General features: G+C 65.4%; 17 protein-coding genes and 1 pseudogene. 12 read left to right on the forward strand and 6 right to left on the reverse strand.

Annotated elements, in window-relative coordinates:
• Positions 1–53 precede the first annotated feature (53 nt).
• Entirely contained in the window at positions 54–1,265 is a 1,212-nt protein-coding gene (locus tag BraRD5C2_RS06855; RefSeq protein WP_223967537.1) for an ABC transporter substrate-binding protein, read from the forward strand.
• Between the two features lie 45 nt (positions 1,266–1,310).
• Here the strand turns inward: BraRD5C2_RS06855 and BraRD5C2_RS06860 are convergent, their stop codons facing one another.
• From BraRD5C2_RS06860 to BraRD5C2_RS06870, 3 genes are all read right to left on the reverse strand, one after another.
• Positions 1,311–2,237: an AEC family transporter gene (locus tag BraRD5C2_RS06860; RefSeq protein WP_223967538.1), complete on the reverse strand. Its 927-nt coding sequence runs from the start codon at positions 2,235–2,237 to the stop codon at positions 1,311–1,313.
• A 2-nt stretch (positions 2,238–2,239) separates the two neighbouring features.
• Positions 2,240–2,722 (reverse strand): Holliday junction resolvase RuvX, encoded by a 483-nt coding sequence (ruvX, locus tag BraRD5C2_RS06865; RefSeq protein WP_223967539.1) that lies wholly within the window; start codon positions 2,720–2,722, stop codon positions 2,240–2,242.
• Positions 2,723–2,797: 75 nt separating this feature from the next.
• Complete coding sequence (locus BraRD5C2_RS06870; protein WP_223967540.1) at positions 2,798–3,688, reverse strand: LysR family transcriptional regulator; 891 nt, start codon at positions 3,686–3,688, stop codon at positions 2,798–2,800.
• Positions 3,689–3,804: 116 nt separating this feature from the next.
• Here BraRD5C2_RS06870 and BraRD5C2_RS06875 point away from each other — a divergent pair, with 116 nt between their 5' ends.
• The 3 genes from BraRD5C2_RS06875 (at position 3,805) to BraRD5C2_RS06885 (ending at position 6,296) form a co-directional block, all read left to right on the forward strand.
• A complete protein-coding gene (locus tag BraRD5C2_RS06875) occupies positions 3,805–4,785 on the forward strand; it encodes an NAD(P)H-dependent flavin oxidoreductase (RefSeq protein WP_223967541.1) in 981 nt (326 codons plus the stop codon).
• A 17-nt stretch (positions 4,786–4,802) separates the two neighbouring features.
• Positions 4,803–5,879, forward strand: coding sequence for an NAD(P)H-dependent flavin oxidoreductase (locus BraRD5C2_RS06880; RefSeq protein WP_223967542.1), 1,077 nt, complete (start codon positions 4,803–4,805; stop codon positions 5,877–5,879).
• A 102-nt stretch (positions 5,880–5,981) separates the two neighbouring features.
• Positions 5,982–6,296 carry an NIPSNAP family protein gene (locus BraRD5C2_RS06885; RefSeq protein ID WP_223967543.1) on the forward strand — a complete coding sequence of 105 codons (315 nt, stop codon included), beginning with the start codon at positions 5,982–5,984 and terminating at the stop codon, positions 6,294–6,296.
• Positions 6,297–6,323: 27 nt separating this feature from the next.
• Here BraRD5C2_RS06885 and BraRD5C2_RS06890 read toward each other — a convergent pair whose 3' ends face one another.
• Positions 6,324–6,500, reverse strand: coding sequence for a hypothetical protein (locus BraRD5C2_RS06890; RefSeq protein WP_212318696.1), 177 nt, complete (start codon positions 6,498–6,500; stop codon positions 6,324–6,326).
• Between the two features lie 362 nt (positions 6,501–6,862).
• Between BraRD5C2_RS06890 and gatC the strand changes: the two genes are divergently transcribed.
• The 8 genes and pseudogenes from gatC (at position 6,863) to BraRD5C2_RS06930 (ending at position 14,660) form a co-directional block, all read left to right on the forward strand.
• A complete protein-coding gene (gene gatC / locus BraRD5C2_RS06895) occupies positions 6,863–7,150 on the forward strand; it encodes an Asp-tRNA(Asn)/Glu-tRNA(Gln) amidotransferase subunit GatC (protein WP_207829947.1) in 288 nt (95 codons plus the stop codon).
• Between the two features lie 23 nt (positions 7,151–7,173).
• On the forward strand, positions 7,174–7,416 hold the full coding sequence (locus BraRD5C2_RS06900) for a hypothetical protein (protein ID WP_223967544.1): 243 nt from the start codon (positions 7,174–7,176) through the stop codon (positions 7,414–7,416).
• Entirely contained in the window at positions 7,413–8,888 is a 1,476-nt protein-coding gene (gene gatA, locus BraRD5C2_RS06905) for an Asp-tRNA(Asn)/Glu-tRNA(Gln) amidotransferase subunit GatA (RefSeq protein ID WP_223967545.1), read from the forward strand. Before BraRD5C2_RS06900 ends, gatA begins: the two co-directional genes overlap by 4 nt.
• A 3-nt stretch (positions 8,889–8,891) precedes the next feature.
• On the forward strand, positions 8,892–9,173 hold the full coding sequence (locus BraRD5C2_RS06910) for a hypothetical protein (protein WP_223967546.1): 282 nt from the start codon (positions 8,892–8,894) through the stop codon (positions 9,171–9,173).
• Positions 9,174–9,338: 165 nt separating this feature from the next.
• Positions 9,339–10,700 carry a patatin-like phospholipase family protein gene (locus tag BraRD5C2_RS06915; protein ID WP_223967668.1) on the forward strand — a complete coding sequence of 454 codons (1,362 nt, stop codon included), beginning with the start codon at positions 9,339–9,341 and terminating at the stop codon, positions 10,698–10,700.
• A gap of 118 nt (positions 10,701–10,818) precedes the next feature.
• Positions 10,819–12,300 carry an Asp-tRNA(Asn)/Glu-tRNA(Gln) amidotransferase subunit GatB gene (gatB, locus tag BraRD5C2_RS06920; RefSeq protein ID WP_223967547.1) on the forward strand — a complete coding sequence of 494 codons (1,482 nt, stop codon included), beginning with the start codon at positions 10,819–10,821 and terminating at the stop codon, positions 12,298–12,300.
• 33 nt (positions 12,301–12,333) lie between these two features.
• A pseudogene (locus BraRD5C2_RS06925) lies at positions 12,334–12,890 on the forward strand (Asp-tRNA(Asn)/Glu-tRNA(Gln) amidotransferase subunit GatB); the annotation flags it as partial.
• A 1,503-nt stretch (positions 12,891–14,393) separates the two neighbouring features.
• Positions 14,394–14,660, forward strand: coding sequence for a hypothetical protein (locus BraRD5C2_RS06930; RefSeq protein WP_223967548.1), 267 nt, complete (start codon positions 14,394–14,396; stop codon positions 14,658–14,660).
• A gap of 95 nt (positions 14,661–14,755) precedes the next feature.
• Here the strand turns inward: BraRD5C2_RS06930 and BraRD5C2_RS06935 are convergent, their stop codons facing one another.
• Together BraRD5C2_RS06935 and BraRD5C2_RS06940 are read right to left on the reverse strand one after the other, a co-directional pair.
• A complete protein-coding gene (locus tag BraRD5C2_RS06935) occupies positions 14,756–15,520 on the reverse strand; it encodes a sulfite exporter TauE/SafE family protein (protein WP_223967549.1) in 765 nt (254 codons plus the stop codon).
• 73 nt (positions 15,521–15,593) lie between these two features.
• On the reverse strand, positions 15,594–16,316 hold the full coding sequence (locus BraRD5C2_RS06940; protein ID WP_223967550.1) for an AraC family transcriptional regulator: 723 nt from the start codon (positions 16,314–16,316) through the stop codon (positions 15,594–15,596).
• Between the last annotated feature and the right edge of the window lie 43 nt (positions 16,317–16,359).

A 16,359-nucleotide genomic window follows, 5' to 3' on the forward strand; every position in this document is an offset into this window, starting at 1 on the left:
GCGGGCCGGACCGAAACTAGGCAGCGGCGGCTGCCGTCGTGCGAGCTCTTGTCATGGCTAGGTTGATCCGAACGCTCTTGGCCAGCGTCGTCGCGCTGGCGTCCCTCGGCGCCATCACGCAGCAGGTGCGCGATCAGGGCGTTACCGATACCGAAATCCGCATCGGCAACCTGATGCCGTACAGCGGCGCACTGGAGATTTTCGGCCAGATCGGCAAGGCGGAAGCCGCCTATTTCGAGATGATCAACGAACGCGGCGGCATCAATGGCCGCAAGATCCGTTTCATGTCCTACGACGATCTGTCGGATGCGTCCAACGCCATGGACCTGACGCGCATTCTGGTCGAGACCGACAATGTGCTCTTGATGTTCGGTTCGTTCGGCACGCCCGGGAATCTCGCGGTGCGGAAGTATCTCAACGAACTGAAGATCCCCCAACTCTTTGTTGTCTCCGGCGATCAGGACCTCAGCGAGCCGTCTCTCTATCCCTGGACCATGGGCTGGCAGCCCTCGTACCGCGAGGAGGGACGGATCTACGCCAACTACATCCAGGCTTTCTATCCCGGAAAGAAGATCGTGGCGCTTTGGGAGAATGATCAGTTCGGGCGGGAATTGTTCAAGGGGCTGGTGCAGGGGCTGGGTGACGTCGCCCACAACATCAGGGTCGACATTGCCTATGATGTCGATGACCAGCATCTGGACGGCCACATCTCGATCCTGAAGCAATCGGGCGCCGAGGTCTTTGTGTTTGCCGGAGTGCCGGAAAATGCCACCAAGGTGATCCGGGCGGCGGCCGAGCACGGCTGGCGGCCGGTGTTTGTCGTGAACCAGATGGCGTCATCGATCGAGACGGTGCTCAAGCCGGCCGGCACGGAGAATGCAACCGGCGTCATCACCGCCGCCTTCCTGAAGGATGCGAGCGATCCGGCCTGGAGGGAAGAGCAGGGCGCCTGGCACAGCTTCCTCGACAAGTATACGAAGGCCGGCGGCAAGGACGATGCAGCCGCAGTCTATGGTTACGCGGAGGCCGAAACGATGGTCCAGGTGCTCAGGCAATGCGGCAACGACCTGTCGCGCGAAAACGTCATGAGGCAGGCCGCGGCGCTCAGGGATTATCAGGCGTCCGCCTTGCTGCCGGGCATCAAGATCAACAGCGGTCAGTTCCGACCGGTCGAGCAATTGCGGTTGTTGCAGTTTGATGGCCGCAGCTGGCAGCCGATCGGCGATGTGCTCGATACGGCATTCACCGGTTCGAGTGGGAAGTAGCGACGATCAGCACTGCGAGCCGAGCCTGCGAGCGCAGGCCGCATGCTACGGTCCGACCGCGGCAATCACGATCGGCATCGTGATCGCGGCCAGAATCGTCTGCAGCGTGATGATCTGGGCGAGCAGGGGGGCGTCGCCGCCCATCTGCCGCGCCAGCACATAGGCTGACGGCGAGGTCGGCACCGCGGCGCAGGCCGCGACGATGGCGAGATTGGCGCCGGTGACGCCGAACCACACCGCGAGCGCGACGGTCAGGACGGGCATCGCGACCAGCTTCAGCACCAGCGCGATGCTGGCGGCGAGGCTGGGACGGAAGATGCCTGTCAAATGCAGCCCGGCGCCGGTCACCAGCAGGCCGATCGCCAGCGACGAGCCGCCGAGCGCGTCGGCGACGTCGTGCCAGATTTTCGGCAGCGGGACATGCGTGACATTGATGGCGAGCCCGATGACGCAGGCCCAGATCAGCGGGTTCTTCACGACCGTCATCACGATGGCGCCCGCGGACCGCTTCCCGGATGAGGCATATTTCGCCAGCACGGCGACGCTGAAGACGTTGACCAGCGGAATGATCGCGACCATCGCCACCGAGGCCAGCGCCAGCCCGACCTTGCCATAGAGATTGCCCGACACCGACAGCGCCACATAGGTCTGCCAGCGGGTGGCGCCCTGGAAGATCGAGGAGAAGGCAGGGCCGTCGACCCCGGCGCGGGCGAGCGGGCCGCGCAGCGCAAGACAGAGCAGGCACATCACGAGCGCCGCGAGCAGCAGCGCGCCGCCGACGCCCGCGACCGGCACCTTGGTCAGATCGGCCTTGACCAGCGTCTGTACCAAAAGCACCGGGAACAGCACGTAGTAAGTGAGCTGTTCCAGCCCGTGCCATTGGGTGTCGAGCCGCATCAGCGTGCGTCTCAGGATGAAGCCGAGCACGATCAGCAAAAATACCGGCAACAGCGCCGCGATCACCACCGCCATCGTCAGCGGTCTCCGCGCAGCTTCGCCAGCCGGTCGAGTGCGCCCTGCAGGATGAAGATCGCAGCGTGTTCGTCGATTACCTCGGCGCGCCGGGCGCGGCTGACATCCATCCCGATCAGCTCGCGCTCGACGGCTGCGGTCGACAGCCGCTCGTCCCACAGCCCGATCGCAAGCGTGGTGAGGCCTGCGAGGTTGCGGGCGAATGCCCGGGTCGATTGCGCGCGCGGGCCCTCGCTGCCGTCCATGTTGATCGGCAGGCCCAGCACGAAGCCGACGGCATTGCGCTCGGCCGCGATCGCGAACAGCCGGGCCGCGTCGGCCTTGAACTGCTTGCGGTGGATGGTCTCGACGCCGGTCGCGAGCCGCCGGTCCGGATCGGAGACGGCGACGCCGATGGTCTTGGTGCCGAGGTCGAGGCCAACAAGCGCGCCGCGCTCGGGCCAGTGCGGCGCAGCTTCGATCAGGGGAAGGATGGGGGCAGCCATGACCCAGCGCTTAGCACGCACCCGCGCGCCGAGGCAAAGCCCGGCGGCAAGCAGCGGTCCATGCGAAAACGCCGGTCAGGCGGCGATCACCCGATCGTCGCCGGAAAGGCATGCGGCAAGTCCCTGCAACGCGCTGGATTGGTGCGTGGCGCGGCGCTGGATGAACAGCGTCTCGACATGCGCATGCTGCGGACTGAGCTTGTGGATCTTGATGTCGCGCTGGACGTGGTCGCGCTCGACGACCGCGCGCGGCAGCAAGGTGACGCCCATGTCGGCGGCGACACAGCCGACCATGCCGTCGAGCGTGCCGAGCTCGAAGCGGGCGGCCGACGGCCAGCCGAACTCGGTGAACACCTGTTCGAGCCGTTGCCGGTAGGTGCAGCCGGTGCGGAACACGAGCGCGGTCGGGCCCGACTCCGGCGTGCCGGCGCGCAAGGCGGCGAGCGATTTCCAGCACTGCGCGGTGACGAGCACCAGTTCCTCGGTGAAGGCCGATGTCGCCGACAGTTCGGCGTGCTCGATCGGACCGGCGACGAAGGCGCCGTCGAGCGAGCCGTCGAGCACGGCGGCGACGAGGTCAGCGGTCGGTGCGGTGCGCAAGGTCAGGCGCACCGCCGGATAGCGGCGATGAAACTCGGCAAGCAGCGTCGGCAGCCGCACCGCGGCGGTCGTCTCCATCGAGCCGATCGACAGCGGCCCCTTCGGCTCGCCATCGTCGCGCGCGGCGAGCACGGCTTCGCGCGACAGCGCCGCCATACGCTGGGCGTACGGCAACAGGCGGCGGCCGGCGCCGGTCAGCGACATGCCGCGGCTGTGACGCTCGAATAGTGCCGTGCCGATCTCGGCTTCCAGCGCCTTGATGCGCTGGGTGACGTTGGACTGCACGGTATTCAGCTCGTCGGCGGCCCTCGTGATGCCGCCAAGCCGGGCGACCGTGGAAAAGGTGAGCAGGTCGGTCAATTCCATCTGGGACCACCGTTTCATTTTAGAGATGGTAGCGTTCTCTAGTATTCATTTTCCGAGAATGTTAGGCCCGCTTAGGCTGCGAGTCCAGAACAGCAGTCCAGAACAGGGAGCAACGCATGCCGATCGGCACCGAATTGACGGCACGCCTTCGCATCGCGCATCCGATCCTGGCGGCGCCGATGGCGATGATCACGGGAAGCCGGCTGGTCATGGCGGTGAGCGACGCCGGCGGCCTCGGCATTCTCGGTGGCGGCTACGGAGATCGGGCCTGGCTCGAGGCGGAGACTGCGGTGCTCAGGCGATATCACCGCCCGTTCGGAATCGGCTTCATCACCTGGAGCCTTGCGAAGCAGCCGGAGCTGATCGAGATCGCACTGGAGGCGCGGCCGCGCGCGGTGATGCTGTCATTCGGTGATCCCGCACCGTTCGCGCCCAGGATCAAGGCCGCGGGCGCGCTGCTGATCTGCCAGGTGCAGAGCGAGGAGATGGCGCAACAAGCGCTGGATTGCGGCGCCGACATCCTGATTGCGCAGGGCACGGAGGCGGGTGGTCACGGTGCGTCGCGCACCACGCTCGACATCGTGCCTGCGATCATTGATTTCGCGGCAGGGCGCGTCCCTGTCGTCGCGGCCGGCGGCATCGCTGACGGCCGCGGCCTCGCGGCGATGATGATGCTCGGCGCATCCGGCGTGCTGATGGGAACGCGGTTCTATGCCAGCGCCGAGGCCGACGCGCCCGAGCCGGCGAAGCAGCGGATCCGCGCGGCGAAGAGCGGCGAGACGGTGCGCGGCGTGGTGATGGACTGGTCGCGCAAGCTGATGTGGCCGGCGCCGTTCACCGCGCGCTCGCTCTCCAACGATCATCTGCGGCGCTGGTCTGGCCGCGAGATCGAGCTGATGCAGCGCGCCGACGAGGTTGCGGTCGAATACGCCGCCGCGAGGGCCGCGGCCAATTTCGACGTTGCCGCGGTGTTCGCCGGCGAGTCCGTCGGGCTGATCCATGATATCGTTCCCGCGGCCGAGATCGTCGGCCGCATCGTCGCCGAGGCCGATCAGACGTTGCAGGGCCGGCGCAATTCTCTTTCCTCTTTGTCCTGAACAGCGCGAGACACACCATGTGGCCGGACCGTCGATTGATCGATCGTTTCAAGACCGAATTCCCGATCGTGCTGGCGCCGATGGCCGGCGTGATGGATGCGGAGCTCGTGATCGCGGTGGCGCAGGGCGGCGGGCTCGGCTCGCTGCCCTGTGCGATGCTGTCGGCCGAGAAGGCGCGTGAGCAGGTCAACATCATCCGCCAGCGCGTGTCGGCGCCGGTCAACCTCAACTTCTTCTGCCACAAGGCGGTCGACGCCGATCCGGCGCGCGAGGCGGCATGGCGGCAGCGGCTGGGGCCGTACTATCGCGAACACGGCCTCGATCCGGATGCGCCGATCAATGCGGCGAACCGCGCGCCGTTCGATGCGGCCTTCTGCGCCGTGGTCGAGGAGCTGAAGCCCGAAGTCGTCAGCTTCCATTTCGGCCTGCCGGAGCCGAAGCTGTTGCAGCAGGTGAAGGCAGCGGGCGCCATCGTGATGTCGTCGGCGACCACGGTGAAGGAGGCGATCTGGCTCGAGGAGAACGGTGCCGACGTCGTCATCGCGCAAGGCGCCGACGCCGGTGGCCATCGCGCCATGTTCCTGACCGATGACATCGCCGAGCAGCCCGGCACGTTCTCGCTGCTGCCGCAGGTGGTCGATGCGGTGAAGGTGCCGGTCGTCGCGGCCGGCGGCATCGCCGACGGACGCGGGATCGCGGCGGCCTTTGCGCTCGGCGCCTCTGCCGTGCAGATCGGCACGGCGTTCCTGCGCTGTCCGGAATCCAAGGTGTCTGAGCAGGGCCGTGTCGCGCTGGCGCAGGCCAGCGATGAATCGACCGTCATCACCAATGTGATGACCGGCCGCCCGGCGCGCGGTGTCGCCAACCGCGTGATGCGCGAGGTCGGCCCGATCTCACCAGACGCGCCGGCGTTCCCGCATGCGGCGACCGCCCTCGGGCCGCTGAAGGCGGCTGCCGAAAAACAAGGCAAGGTCGATTTCACCAACCTCTGGGCCGGGCAGGCGGTGCGGATGGGCAAGGAGATGCCGGCCGCCGAGCTGACCCGCGCGCTGGCGGGCGCCGCGCTGGCGCGGATGGGCAAGATGGCGGGCTGATTTCACCTCCATCTGCGCAATTTCGGTGTATGCCCCGGACTGCCGCCTCCGATATCCGGCTATCGAGAGACGGCAGTTCAATTGGCGCAGGAGCACCACGGCATGATCACCTGTTATCTGCGATACGAAGTTCGTCCGGACAAGCTCGCCGAGTTCGAGGCTTATGGTGTGATGTGGCTGGAGCTGGTGCCGCGGTTTGGCGGCACTCATCACGGCTATTTCCTGCCGTCCGAGGGCGCCAGCGACGTCGCGTTGGCGATTTTCAGCTTTCCGAGCTTTGCGGCCTACGAACAGTACCGCAAGGATTCAGCGCTCGATCCCGACGTTCAGAAGGCCATCGCCTTCGCGAGGGAAACACGCTGCTTTGTCCGCTATGAGCGGTCGTTCTTTCGGCCGTTGCTGCCGAAGCAGGCCTAGCCGACCGCGGCGGGCCGGATCGCACTTTCAGGCCTGGCGTGCGGGCTCGCTCTGGTTGATCTCCAGATGCTCGGTCGCGAGCCTGCGATAATGCGCGGCCATTTCCCTGTAATGCTGCCGGGAGATCGGATCCGCGGCGCGCTCGGCGCGGCGCTCGAACATCTCGGCCTTTTCCTGCAGAGCTTTTGCCTGGGACTTGGCCATCGCTCGCCTCGCTCAGACCAGGCAGGCTACGTAGAGGATCGCAATCCCCAGCACCGTGCCGATCGACCAAAGGGCGGGGTCCCAGCCCTCCGGCCGGGGACGGTTTTCCAGCGTTTGCATGACGCACTCCGAACTTTTTGATTTGGAGCGAGTAGGCGCCCCGAATGTTTCGGCACCACTTCGTGGCAGCCGCAAAGTGGTTTCGTCGCAGGCTTTTGCGGCCCGAATGCGCGCCGGAATGGCTCGCCCGGATGCCCGGCAGGGTGCCGAAGCCCCCGGGGCAGAGGGATTCGCGCGGTTGCGGCGCAAAACCGGCCTCTGCTATACGGCGGGCTGACCTTTCAGCCCCGAGGCCCTATATAATGTCCGTCGACGCCACGACCGTCCGCCGCATCGCGCATCTGGCGCGGATCGCGGTCAGCGACGCCGAAGTTCCCCATCTCCAGGGCGAACTTAACGCGATGCTGGCCTTCGTCGAGCAGCTGTCGGAGGTGAATGTCGACGGCGTCGAGCCGATGACCTCGGTGACGCCGATGGAGATGAAGAAGCGCGCCGACGTGGTCAATGACGGCGAGATCGCCGACGACATCGTCCGCAATGCGCCCGATACGACCAACCACTTCTTCCTGGTGCCGAAGGTGGTCGAGTAGTTCTCTGTTCTTGGACGGTCCCGATGTGTCTGCTCTGCGACGATGAAAAGGCCTACAAGGCCTATATGGACTTCCTCGATGCGATGGAGCGCAAGGGGAAGGTCGCCGATCCCAATGCGGCGATGGACGCGGTGCTCGACCATCTCGAGGCGCTCGATGCCGCCCGCGCCAAGGAAAATGCCCGGAGAAATATGAGCCCCCGGCAGGACGACCCCGCCAACGACAAGACCCTGTCTCCGTTCTTCTGCAGCCCGATCAATAAATGACCGATTTGACATCGCTGACGATCGCCGAGGCCCGCGAGGGCCTGGCGAGCAAGTCTTTCACCGCCCGCGAACTGACTGACGCGCATCTCGCCGCCATCGAGGCCGCGCGCGTGCTCAATGCCTATGTGCTGGAGACGCCGGACCGCGCCCGCGAAATGGCGAAGGCGGCCGACGAGAAAATTGCAAAGGGTGAGGGCGGGCCGCTGGCCGGCATCCCGCTCGGCATCAAGGACCTGTTCGCGACCCGCGATATCAGGACCACGGCGTGCTCGAAGATCCTCGGCAATTTCATTCCGCCCTACGAGTCGACGGTGACCTCGCAGCTCTGGCGCGACGGCGCGGTGCTGCTCGGCAAGCTCAACAATGACGAGTTCGCGATGGGCTCGTCGAACGAGACCTCGTGCTTCGGCCCGGTCACCAACCCGTGGCGGCGCGAAGGCTCCAACACCACGCTGGTGCCGGGCGGCTCGTCCGGCGGCTCGGCCTCGGCCGTGGCGGCACTGCTCTGCATGGGCGCGACCGCGACCGATACCGGCGGCTCGATCCGCCAGCCCGCCGCGTTCACCGCGACCGTCGGCATCAAGCCGACCTATGGCCGCTGCTCGCGCTGGGGCATCGTCGCCTTCGCATCCTCGCTCGACCAGGCCGGCCCGATCGCGCGCACGACGCGCGATGCCGCGATCCTGATGCGCTCGATGGCCGGTCACGATCCCAAGGACACCACGTCGGTCGATATCGCGGTGCCGGATTACGAGGCCGCGATCGGCAAGTCCGTGAAGGGCATGAAGATCGGCATCCCGAAGGAGTATCGCCTCGACGGCATGCCGGCCGAGATCGAGAAACTCTGGAGCGAGGGCGCGCAGTGGCTGAAGGCCGCAGGCGCCGAGCTCGTCGAAGTGTCGCTGCCGCACACCAAATACGCGCTGCCGGCCTATTACATCGTGGCGCCGGCGGAGGCCTCGTCGAACCTCGCGCGCTATGACGGCGTGCGTTACGGGCTGCGCGAGCCGGCCAAGAACATCATCGAGATGTACGAGAACTCCCGCGCCGACGGCTTTGGCGACGAGGTGCGCCGCCGCGTGCTGATCGGCACCTATGTGCTCTCGGCCGGCTACTACGATGCCTATTATCTGCGTGCGCAGAAGGTGCGGACGCTGATCAAGAAGGACTTTGAGGACTGCTTCGCCAAGGGCGTGCATGCGATCCTGACGCCGGCGACGCCGTCGGCGGCGTTCGGCATCGGCGAGAAGGGCGGTGCCGATCCGGTCGAGATGTATCTCAACGACATCTTCACGGTGACCGTGAACATGGCGGGCCTGCCGGGCATCGCCGTGCCCGCGGGCAAGGACACGCAAGGCCTGCCGCTCGGGCTGCAACTGATCGGCCGTCCGTTCGACGAGGAGACGCTGTTCTCGCTCGGCGAGGTGATCGAGCAGGCGGCCGGCCGCTTCCCGGCGCCCAAATGGTGGTGAGCGATGGCGGATTTCCGCGCCAGTCTCGCTGACGCTGCGCCGGATAGCGCGCTGTCGCCACCGCTCGCCGCATTGTGGTGGGCGAGGAAGGGCGATTGGGATCAGGCGCACAAGATCGTGCAGGACGAGAGCGACGCCAATTCGGCCTGGGTGCATGCCTACCTGCATCGTGTCGAGGGCGATCTCGGCAATGCCGGCTACTGGTATCGCCGGGCCGGCCAGCCGGTCGCAAAGGACACAGTTGAGGCCGAGTGGGAGCGGATCGTCTCCACACTTTTGGTCTGAACAACCGGTGCCAAGCGCGGTGTCTTGGCACCGCGAGCGTTAACCTTGTTTCGGCCGCCATGCCGCCGCCCAGATTGGCCGTGATAGGCTGGTGGAACCGGGCGGGGGCCAGCGGCAAAGAGAGTATTCGTGCGTGGGTCGGGCATAGGGGGATGGCTGTCAGCATTGCTGGTGGCTGCGGTGGCGGTGGGCCTTGCCGGCTGCGCAACCGTGTACAATCTCCCGGGCAACGTGCCGCTCGGCGCCGCGGCGGCCGACACCAACGGTGTCAGCGATATTCCGACTTACGAAGATGACCTGCTGCTTGCGCTGTCGTTCTCAGGCGGCGGCACGCGCGCGGCGGCGTTTTCGTTCGGCGTGCTCGAAGAGCTCGACCGGGTGCGCTCCAGCGCTGCCGGCACCAAGACATTGCTCGATCGCGTCGACTTCGTCTCCGGCGTCTCCGGCGGATCGGTCACGGCGGCCTATTTCGGATTGAAGCGGCGCGCGGCACTCGATGACTTTCGCGAACGCTTCCTGCTGCGCAACGCCGAGGAGGGACTGAAGACCAGGATCTCGCTCGGCAATATCGGGCGCGCGCTGGGCGGCGGCGTCAACGACAGCCAGTTCACCGACTGGCTCGATCAAAACCTGTTCGACGGCGCGCGGTTCGAAGCGTTGCCGGACGACCGCCGGCCGCGGGTCTGGATCAACGCGTCCGACATCTACAACCGCACGCCGTTCGTGTTCGGCAAGACGTCGTTCGATGCGCTGTGCAGCGACATCCGCTCCTATCGTGTCGCCGAAGCGGTGGCGGCCTCCGCGGCGGTGCCGCTGGCCTTCGCGCCGATCGTGCTGCAGACCTATCCCGGCGGCTGCTCCGCGCCGCTGCCGCCCTGGCTGGACCGGGTGCGCAACGATCCGAACGAGCAGCCGCTGCTGCGCTCCTATGCCGAGGCCCAGGCGCGCTACCGCGACGGCTCGATGCGCTACGTCAAGCTGCTCGATGGCGGCCTGGTTGATAACTACGGCCTGTCAGGGCTGAGCATCGGCCTGCTCGCCGCGCAACGCCCCTACGAGCCGCTGAGCGAACGGCAGGCGGCCAAGCTCAGGCGCATCCTGTTCCTGGTGGTCGACGCCGGACGCGGCATCTCCGGCGACTTCGTGCAGACGCTCGAAGGGCCGAGCGGCGTCGAGCTGGTGTCGGCGGCCGCCGACACCGCGATCGATGCAAGCGTGCGCTCGAGCTACGCCGCCTTCACGTCGCTCGCCAATGACTGGTCCGGCAAGTTGAAGCGCTGGCGCTGCGGCCTGTCGGCGGCGGATCGCACCAGGCTTGGCGTCGGCGCCGGCTGGAAGTGCGGCGACGTCGCGATCTATGTCGAGCGGCTCGGCTTCGACCGGCTCGGACCGGAGCGTGCCGGCATCCTGAACGCCATCCCGACGCGGCTTTCGCTGCCGGCCGAGCAGGTCGACCAGCTGATCACAGGCGGCGCGGACGCGCTGCGCTCAAGCAAGGCCTATCAGCAGTTCCGGCGCGGGCTCTGATCTCTGCCCCAATGCGCCGGTACGGGTTGCAAGGGGATTGCAAGGCGGCTTGACTGGCGCGATCGGTTGCGCGAAGCCCAATCCATCCCAGATATCACATGTCCGGAAACCGAGATCCATGACCGCATCTGCTGCCCCTCACAAACTGATCAAGAGCGCCACCGGCGATTGGGAGGTCGTGATCGGCATGGAGGTCCATGCCCAGGTCACCTCGAACGCGAAGCTGTTCTCGGGCGCGTCGACCGCGTTCGGCGGCGAGCCCAACTCCCACGTCTCGCTGGTCGATGCCGCGATGCCGGGCATGCTGCCCGTGATCAACGAGGAGTGCGTCCGCCAGGCAGTGCGCACCGGTCTCGGGCTGAATGCGCAGGTCAATTTGCGCTCGGTGTTCGACCGCAAGAACTATTTCTATCCGGACTCGCCGCAGGGCTACCAGATCAGCCAGTACAAGTCGCCGATCGTCGGCGAGGGCGAGGTGGTGCTCGAGCTCGATGGCGGCCGCAGCGTCACCATCGGGATCGAGCGGCTGCATCTGGAGCAGGACGCCGGCAAGTTGCTGCACGATCAGTCGCCGACGATGTCCTATGTCGACCTCAACCGCTGCGGCGTCGCGCTGATGGAGATCGTCTCCAAGCCCGACATCCGCGATGCCGAGCAGGCCAAGGCCTACGTCACCAAGCTGCGCTCGATCCTGCGCTACCTCGGCACCTGCGACGGCGACATGGAGAAGGGCAGCCTGCGCGCCGACGTCAACGTCTCGGTGCGCCGCCACGGCGAGACCACGCTCGGCACCCGCTGCGAAATCAAGAACATGAACTCGATCAACTTCATCGGCCAGGCGATCGAGTACGAGGCGCGGCGCCAGATCGAGATCATCGAGGACGGCGGCTCGATCGACCAGGAAACCCGGCTGTTCGACCCGAACAAGGGCGAGACGCGCTCGATGCGCTCCAAGGAAGAGGCGCACGACTACCGTTACTTCCCCGATCCCGACCTGCTGCCGCTCGAATTCAGCCAGGCCTTCGTCGACGAACTCAAGGCGCAGCTGCCGGAACTGCCGGACGAAAAGAAGTCAAAGTATATCAACAAGTATGGCCTCACGCCCTACGACGCGTCCGTTTTGGTTGCGCATCCGGACATAGCCACGTTCTTTGAAGTTGTCGCAGAGCACGAGGGAGTTAACGCCAAAACAGCAGCAAACTGGGTCATTAACGAGCTGTTCGGTCGGCTCAATAAGGACGGGCTCGATATCAAGGATTCTCGGGTAAAGGACTGGCAGCTTGGGAGCCTGCTGATGGCCATAGCGACGGATACGATCTCGACGAGCTCAGCGAAGATGGTCTTCGACGTCATGTGGAAGGAGGGCGGCGGCGAACCCGGTGAGATCATTGAGCGGTTGGGGGTTCGGCAAGTTACGGACCGGAGCCAAGTCCAGGTACAGATCGACGTGCTATGTCTGCAAAATCCTGAGAAGGTTGAGCAGGCTAAAGCCAAGCCGCAGATGCTTGGATGGTTTGTCGGCCAAGTCATGAAGCGGTTGGGCGGAAAAGCAAATCCGCAGCTAGTAAGCGATATGCTGAAAGAGAAGTTGGGTATCTAAGAGGGACCGTCTCCCAAGGAGCCCCGCGCAAAACCGGAACTGCCGGACGAGAAGAAGTCCCGTTTTATTACGGGCTTCGGCCTGTCGCCCTATGATGCGAGCGTGCTGGTCGCCGAGCGCGAGAGCGCGGAGTTCTACGAGACGGTGCTCGCTCGTCTCGCCGACAAGGCGCGTGACGGCAAGCTCGCCGCCAACTGGGTGATCAACGAGCTGTTCGGCCGTCTCAACAAGGAGGGCGTGGCGATCGCAGCCTCGCCGGTGTCGGCGGAGCAACTCGCCGCGATCGTCGATCTGATCGGCGAGGAGCGATTTCCGGCAAGATCGCCAAGGACTTGTTTGAGATCGTCTGGCAGGAGGGCGGCGATCCGCGCGCGCTCGTCGAGGCGCGCGGCATGAAGCAGGTCACCGACCTCGGCGCGATCGAGAAGGTGGTCGACGACATCATCGCGGCCAATCCCGACAAGGTCGAGCAGGCGAAGGCGAAGCCCGCAGCCCTTCAATGGTTCGTCGGTCAGGTGATGAAGTCGTCGGGTGGCAAGGCGAACCCGAAGGCGGTCAACGAGCTCTTGAAGTCCAAGCTCGGCGTCTGAACGAACAGGACAATGATGTTGTCCTTGGCGCATGATCCAGCCGGATCATGCTCTCGTGCCGTCACCATCGGCGTCGTCGCGCGCGCGTGAACGCGGCGTGATCCTGCCTCACACCCTCGCTCGACGGTCGCACTGACGCCTTCCGCGCCGAATCGCCGAATCTGCGATTCGTTCGCGAATCCGGTCCGGGTGACCTCAAACGAGGCAAAAGTCGTCTTACCCACGAAAATTTTTTCGTTGCCAAAAATTACGACTCGGCGTTGGCGTGGCGCCGCTTTTCGTCACGGCTTGCGACTCAACGCAATGACGGTCACGCGTCGATCGTTCGAATGCGAATTCAAGAAGTGCCTGCAATACAGGCGTTTCCTGCAACGTTGACAAATGCCGATGTCGGCAGCTCTTGCACTTCTTGCATCGTCGCGTGAACGCAATGCCGATTTGATCGGCGCCGCGCGCTGTGCGCACTGCCACCGCTGCGTCAACACTTCCTTAAGCGGGACACTGTTTTTTTCAGTCTGTTGGTGTATTCGGGAAGTAGTGCATATCGATTCCCGAGTGCACGCAGCGAGAGCCATCTCACATACTGGAGGGCAACATGGCTAAGAAGGCAAAGAAGGCGAAGAAGGCGAAGAAGGCGAAGAGCGCAGTGAAGAAGACTGCGAAGAAGACCCGCAAGGTCGCCAAGAAGAAGTAAGCCTCTCGCCTTGAGAGGATTGCCGGCGGCTTGATGCCGGCACGTCGCGAGAGCCAGCGGACGGACTGCTGAGAGGCACATCCCACCCCAAGGCTCTGGCTGACGAAAGAGGGTGTCGGCGAGACATCAGGTCAAACGGCTGGATCGAATTTCGGAGAGGGCAACCCTCCCAAAAGCGGTCCGGCAGAAGAAACAGAGATTTCTTCGTTCGGTGCGGGGCCGGCTTGGTTCCGCAATTTCACCGGCGAGAATGCCGAGCTGAAATCTGGTCCTGACGTGTTCGCCGACCCCCTCGTTCCGGCGGCCCGCGCAGTCCGCGCCCGGCAGCCACTTTCCACATCCCATTTTCCGGATCGACGTCGGGCCTGAGGGGCTCGCGTTTCTTTGCGTGCGCGACCGTACCGCGGCCTCGCGGACCGTGCGCCAGGCGTGGCAGCCCGCCGTCAACTCATCGACTGATCGGATGCGTCGGCGGCCGGGACCGGCCGGCACCCGCGGCCATTGTCCGCGATGGTTATCGATGTCCGAAGCACCAGGGTAAACCGGCATTCACGAATGCACGGAAATGCCTGCGGCACAGGCACTTCTGCGATTCCGGCGAACACGCCCGGCGACCCCGATTTACATCCCGTTCATCGCGATACTTAAACCGCTCTTCAAATTTGATGGGCCATGATCATCCCAACAAGCCGGCAAACGGCGAGCGCATGATCCCCAAGGGTCAGCGCGGGAATGACAGGGCGTTTCAACAGTGGACGGGGGCCGCGCTCGGGGGAGGGCGGCCAACAACAAAAAGGGGAATGACGACAATGTTTCAGGGGGTCATCGATCACGAAGGCGCTGTCCCGGTTGCTGCGACTGCAATCCAGGACGTGCTGTTCGAGCGTGGCATGTATTGGGCGAGCGGCCGCTCCGGCGTGGTCAACCTCGTCGCGGCGCACAAATGGTTCAACCTGGCGGCGCTCAAGGGACGTACCGACGCGATCGCGCACCGCCGCGAAGTCGCCGAGCAGATGTCCGACGTCGAGATCGCTGCCGCCCAGCGCGAAGCCCGCGCCTGGATGACGACGCACTAAGCTTTCGTTTTGGCGCGTTTTCTTCACGCGAACCGTAATCCACTTCGCTCGAAACCGCGCAGCTCGAGCTGGGAGCCTCGGCTCCCTCGCTCCATCTAGAACCAGTATCGCGCGGCGTAGATCACGGTCATCAACGCTCCGGCGGCGATGACGAACTGCCGGACGATGTGAGCCGGCAGGATCCGGATCAGGTGGCCTCCGGCATAGCCGCCGACCATGGCGCCGAGCAGCATCACAGATGTCTCCGGCCACCGTACCGCGCCCTGCACGATGAAGATCAGCGTTGCGGCGAGCGACACGCAGGTCGCGAGCAGGTTCTTCAATGCCTTGATCGCCCTGATGTCGTTGGGTTCCGTGATCGACAGCACCGCGGTCAGGATGATGCCGAGCCCGGCACCGAAGAACCCTCCATAGACACACGCCAGTCCCAGGACAGCACTGCTCGCGCCGGTCGAGGGCAGAGCTGCGGCCTTCTGATGTCCGGTGGTCCACGTCTGGATCCGTGGCGCGAAGGCAAACAGCAGCGTTGCGAATGCGATCAGGGCCGGCACCGGCAGGACGAACAGCCGCTCGGGAAGCAACAAGAGGACGCCGGCACCGACCGCGCCGCCAATCGTTGAGACGGCGACGAAGCTGATCGTGCGCCGGGTCGGCGGCGGCAGCTTGCCGCGATCGGCGAGCGCCGCGATCAAATGCCCCGGCGAGATCGCCACCGCATTCGACGCATTGGCGATGACCGCCGGCAGGCCCGCGGCAAGCATCGCCGGAAAGGTGATGAGCGTGGCGCCGCCGGCCAATGCGTTGATGACGCCTCCGGCGCAGCCGGCCGCGAGCAGCAGAAGACTTGTTCCGGTATCCATCCTTCACCCCTTTGCAGGGTGAGCAGGCTAGCGGGCGGAGCAGCGGCCGGTCTGGAACGTCTGTGACGCCGCCTCAATCGCGCCAGTAGACGCCCGGCGTCGTGCCGAAGGTGCGCCGGAACAGACGGGTGAGGTGGCTCTGATCGGAAAAGCCGGCATCCGCCGCAACGGCTGCGATCGGCTCGCCTGCGCGCAGCAGTTGCCGGGCAAGATTGAGCCGGGCGAGGAGCCGGAACGCATGCGGCGCGACGCCGAGCTCGCGTCTCACCATGCGGCTGAACCCTTCGCGGCTTCGCCCGAAGCTCGCGGCGATCTCGCCGATCGGCTCGGGGCTCTCCGTCAAGGCCGTGCCGAGCTTGGCTCTGCCGGCCTGCTCGGTCGAACCGGGCGCCTCGCGCGACAGGATGTCGTTGGCGATCTCGCTGATGTGCTCCGGCGATATCTCGTCGATGCTCCGCCAGCGGTCCCCGACATTGATGATCCGGAGCGACGAGCAGGTGCGGCCCGCCGGAACATAGGCATTCAGGCAAACCGTCTCCTCACCCGGTGTCGCCACCGGTGCGTGCAGCATTCCCGCCGGGATCAGCGCGGCATGGCCCGCAGGCACGGTGACGGTCGCGCCGTCGATGCGAAAGGCGCGCGACCCCGAGAGCACCAGCACGATCTGGCTCTCGTCATGGAAGTGCGGTCGGAGGCTGAGCGAGCCGGCACCGCGCCACGACGCCAGCTCGACGATGTCGTCACGGTCGGCGCGCCGGTAGTTCCAGGCTTTGGTCATGGCGAACCGGGTGATCACAGAAGTCTCGAACCGGCGGGTGAGTGATCCCCGAGCGTAGCAC

It is taken from the genome of Bradyrhizobium sp. RD5-C2 (genome assembly GCF_019972155.1).
Classification (GTDB): domain Bacteria; phylum Pseudomonadota; class Alphaproteobacteria; order Rhizobiales; family Xanthobacteraceae; genus Bradyrhizobium.

Coding starts and splice junctions, on each gene's coding strand:
- BraRD5C2_RS06855 (WP_223967537.1), top strand. CDS start 54: ATGGCTAGGTTGATCCGAACGCTCTTGGCCAGCGTCGTCGCGCTGGCG.
- BraRD5C2_RS06860 (WP_223967538.1), bottom strand. CDS start 2,237: ATGGCGGTGGTGATCGCGGCGCTGTTGCCGGTATTTTTGCTGATCGTG.
- ruvX (WP_223967539.1), bottom strand. CDS start 2,722: ATGGCTGCCCCCATCCTTCCCCTGATCGAAGCTGCGCCGCACTGGCCC.
- BraRD5C2_RS06870 (WP_223967540.1), bottom strand. CDS start 3,688: ATGGAATTGACCGACCTGCTCACCTTTTCCACGGTCGCCCGGCTTGGC.
- BraRD5C2_RS06875 (WP_223967541.1), top strand. CDS start 3,805: ATGCCGATCGGCACCGAATTGACGGCACGCCTTCGCATCGCGCATCCG.
- BraRD5C2_RS06880 (WP_223967542.1), top strand. CDS start 4,803: ATGTGGCCGGACCGTCGATTGATCGATCGTTTCAAGACCGAATTCCCG.
- BraRD5C2_RS06885 (WP_223967543.1), top strand. CDS start 5,982: ATGATCACCTGTTATCTGCGATACGAAGTTCGTCCGGACAAGCTCGCC.
- BraRD5C2_RS06890 (WP_212318696.1), bottom strand. CDS start 6,500: ATGGCCAAGTCCCAGGCAAAAGCTCTGCAGGAAAAGGCCGAGATGTTC.
- gatC (WP_207829947.1), top strand. CDS start 6,863: ATGTCCGTCGACGCCACGACCGTCCGCCGCATCGCGCATCTGGCGCGG.
- BraRD5C2_RS06900 (WP_223967544.1), top strand. CDS start 7,174: ATGTGTCTGCTCTGCGACGATGAAAAGGCCTACAAGGCCTATATGGAC.
- gatA (WP_223967545.1), top strand. CDS start 7,413: ATGACCGATTTGACATCGCTGACGATCGCCGAGGCCCGCGAGGGCCTG.
- BraRD5C2_RS06910 (WP_223967546.1), top strand. CDS start 8,892: ATGGCGGATTTCCGCGCCAGTCTCGCTGACGCTGCGCCGGATAGCGCG.
- gatB (WP_223967547.1), top strand. CDS start 10,819: ATGACCGCATCTGCTGCCCCTCACAAACTGATCAAGAGCGCCACCGGC.
- BraRD5C2_RS06930 (WP_223967548.1), top strand. CDS start 14,394: ATGTTTCAGGGGGTCATCGATCACGAAGGCGCTGTCCCGGTTGCTGCG.
- BraRD5C2_RS06935 (WP_223967549.1), bottom strand. CDS start 15,520: ATGGATACCGGAACAAGTCTTCTGCTGCTCGCGGCCGGCTGCGCCGGA.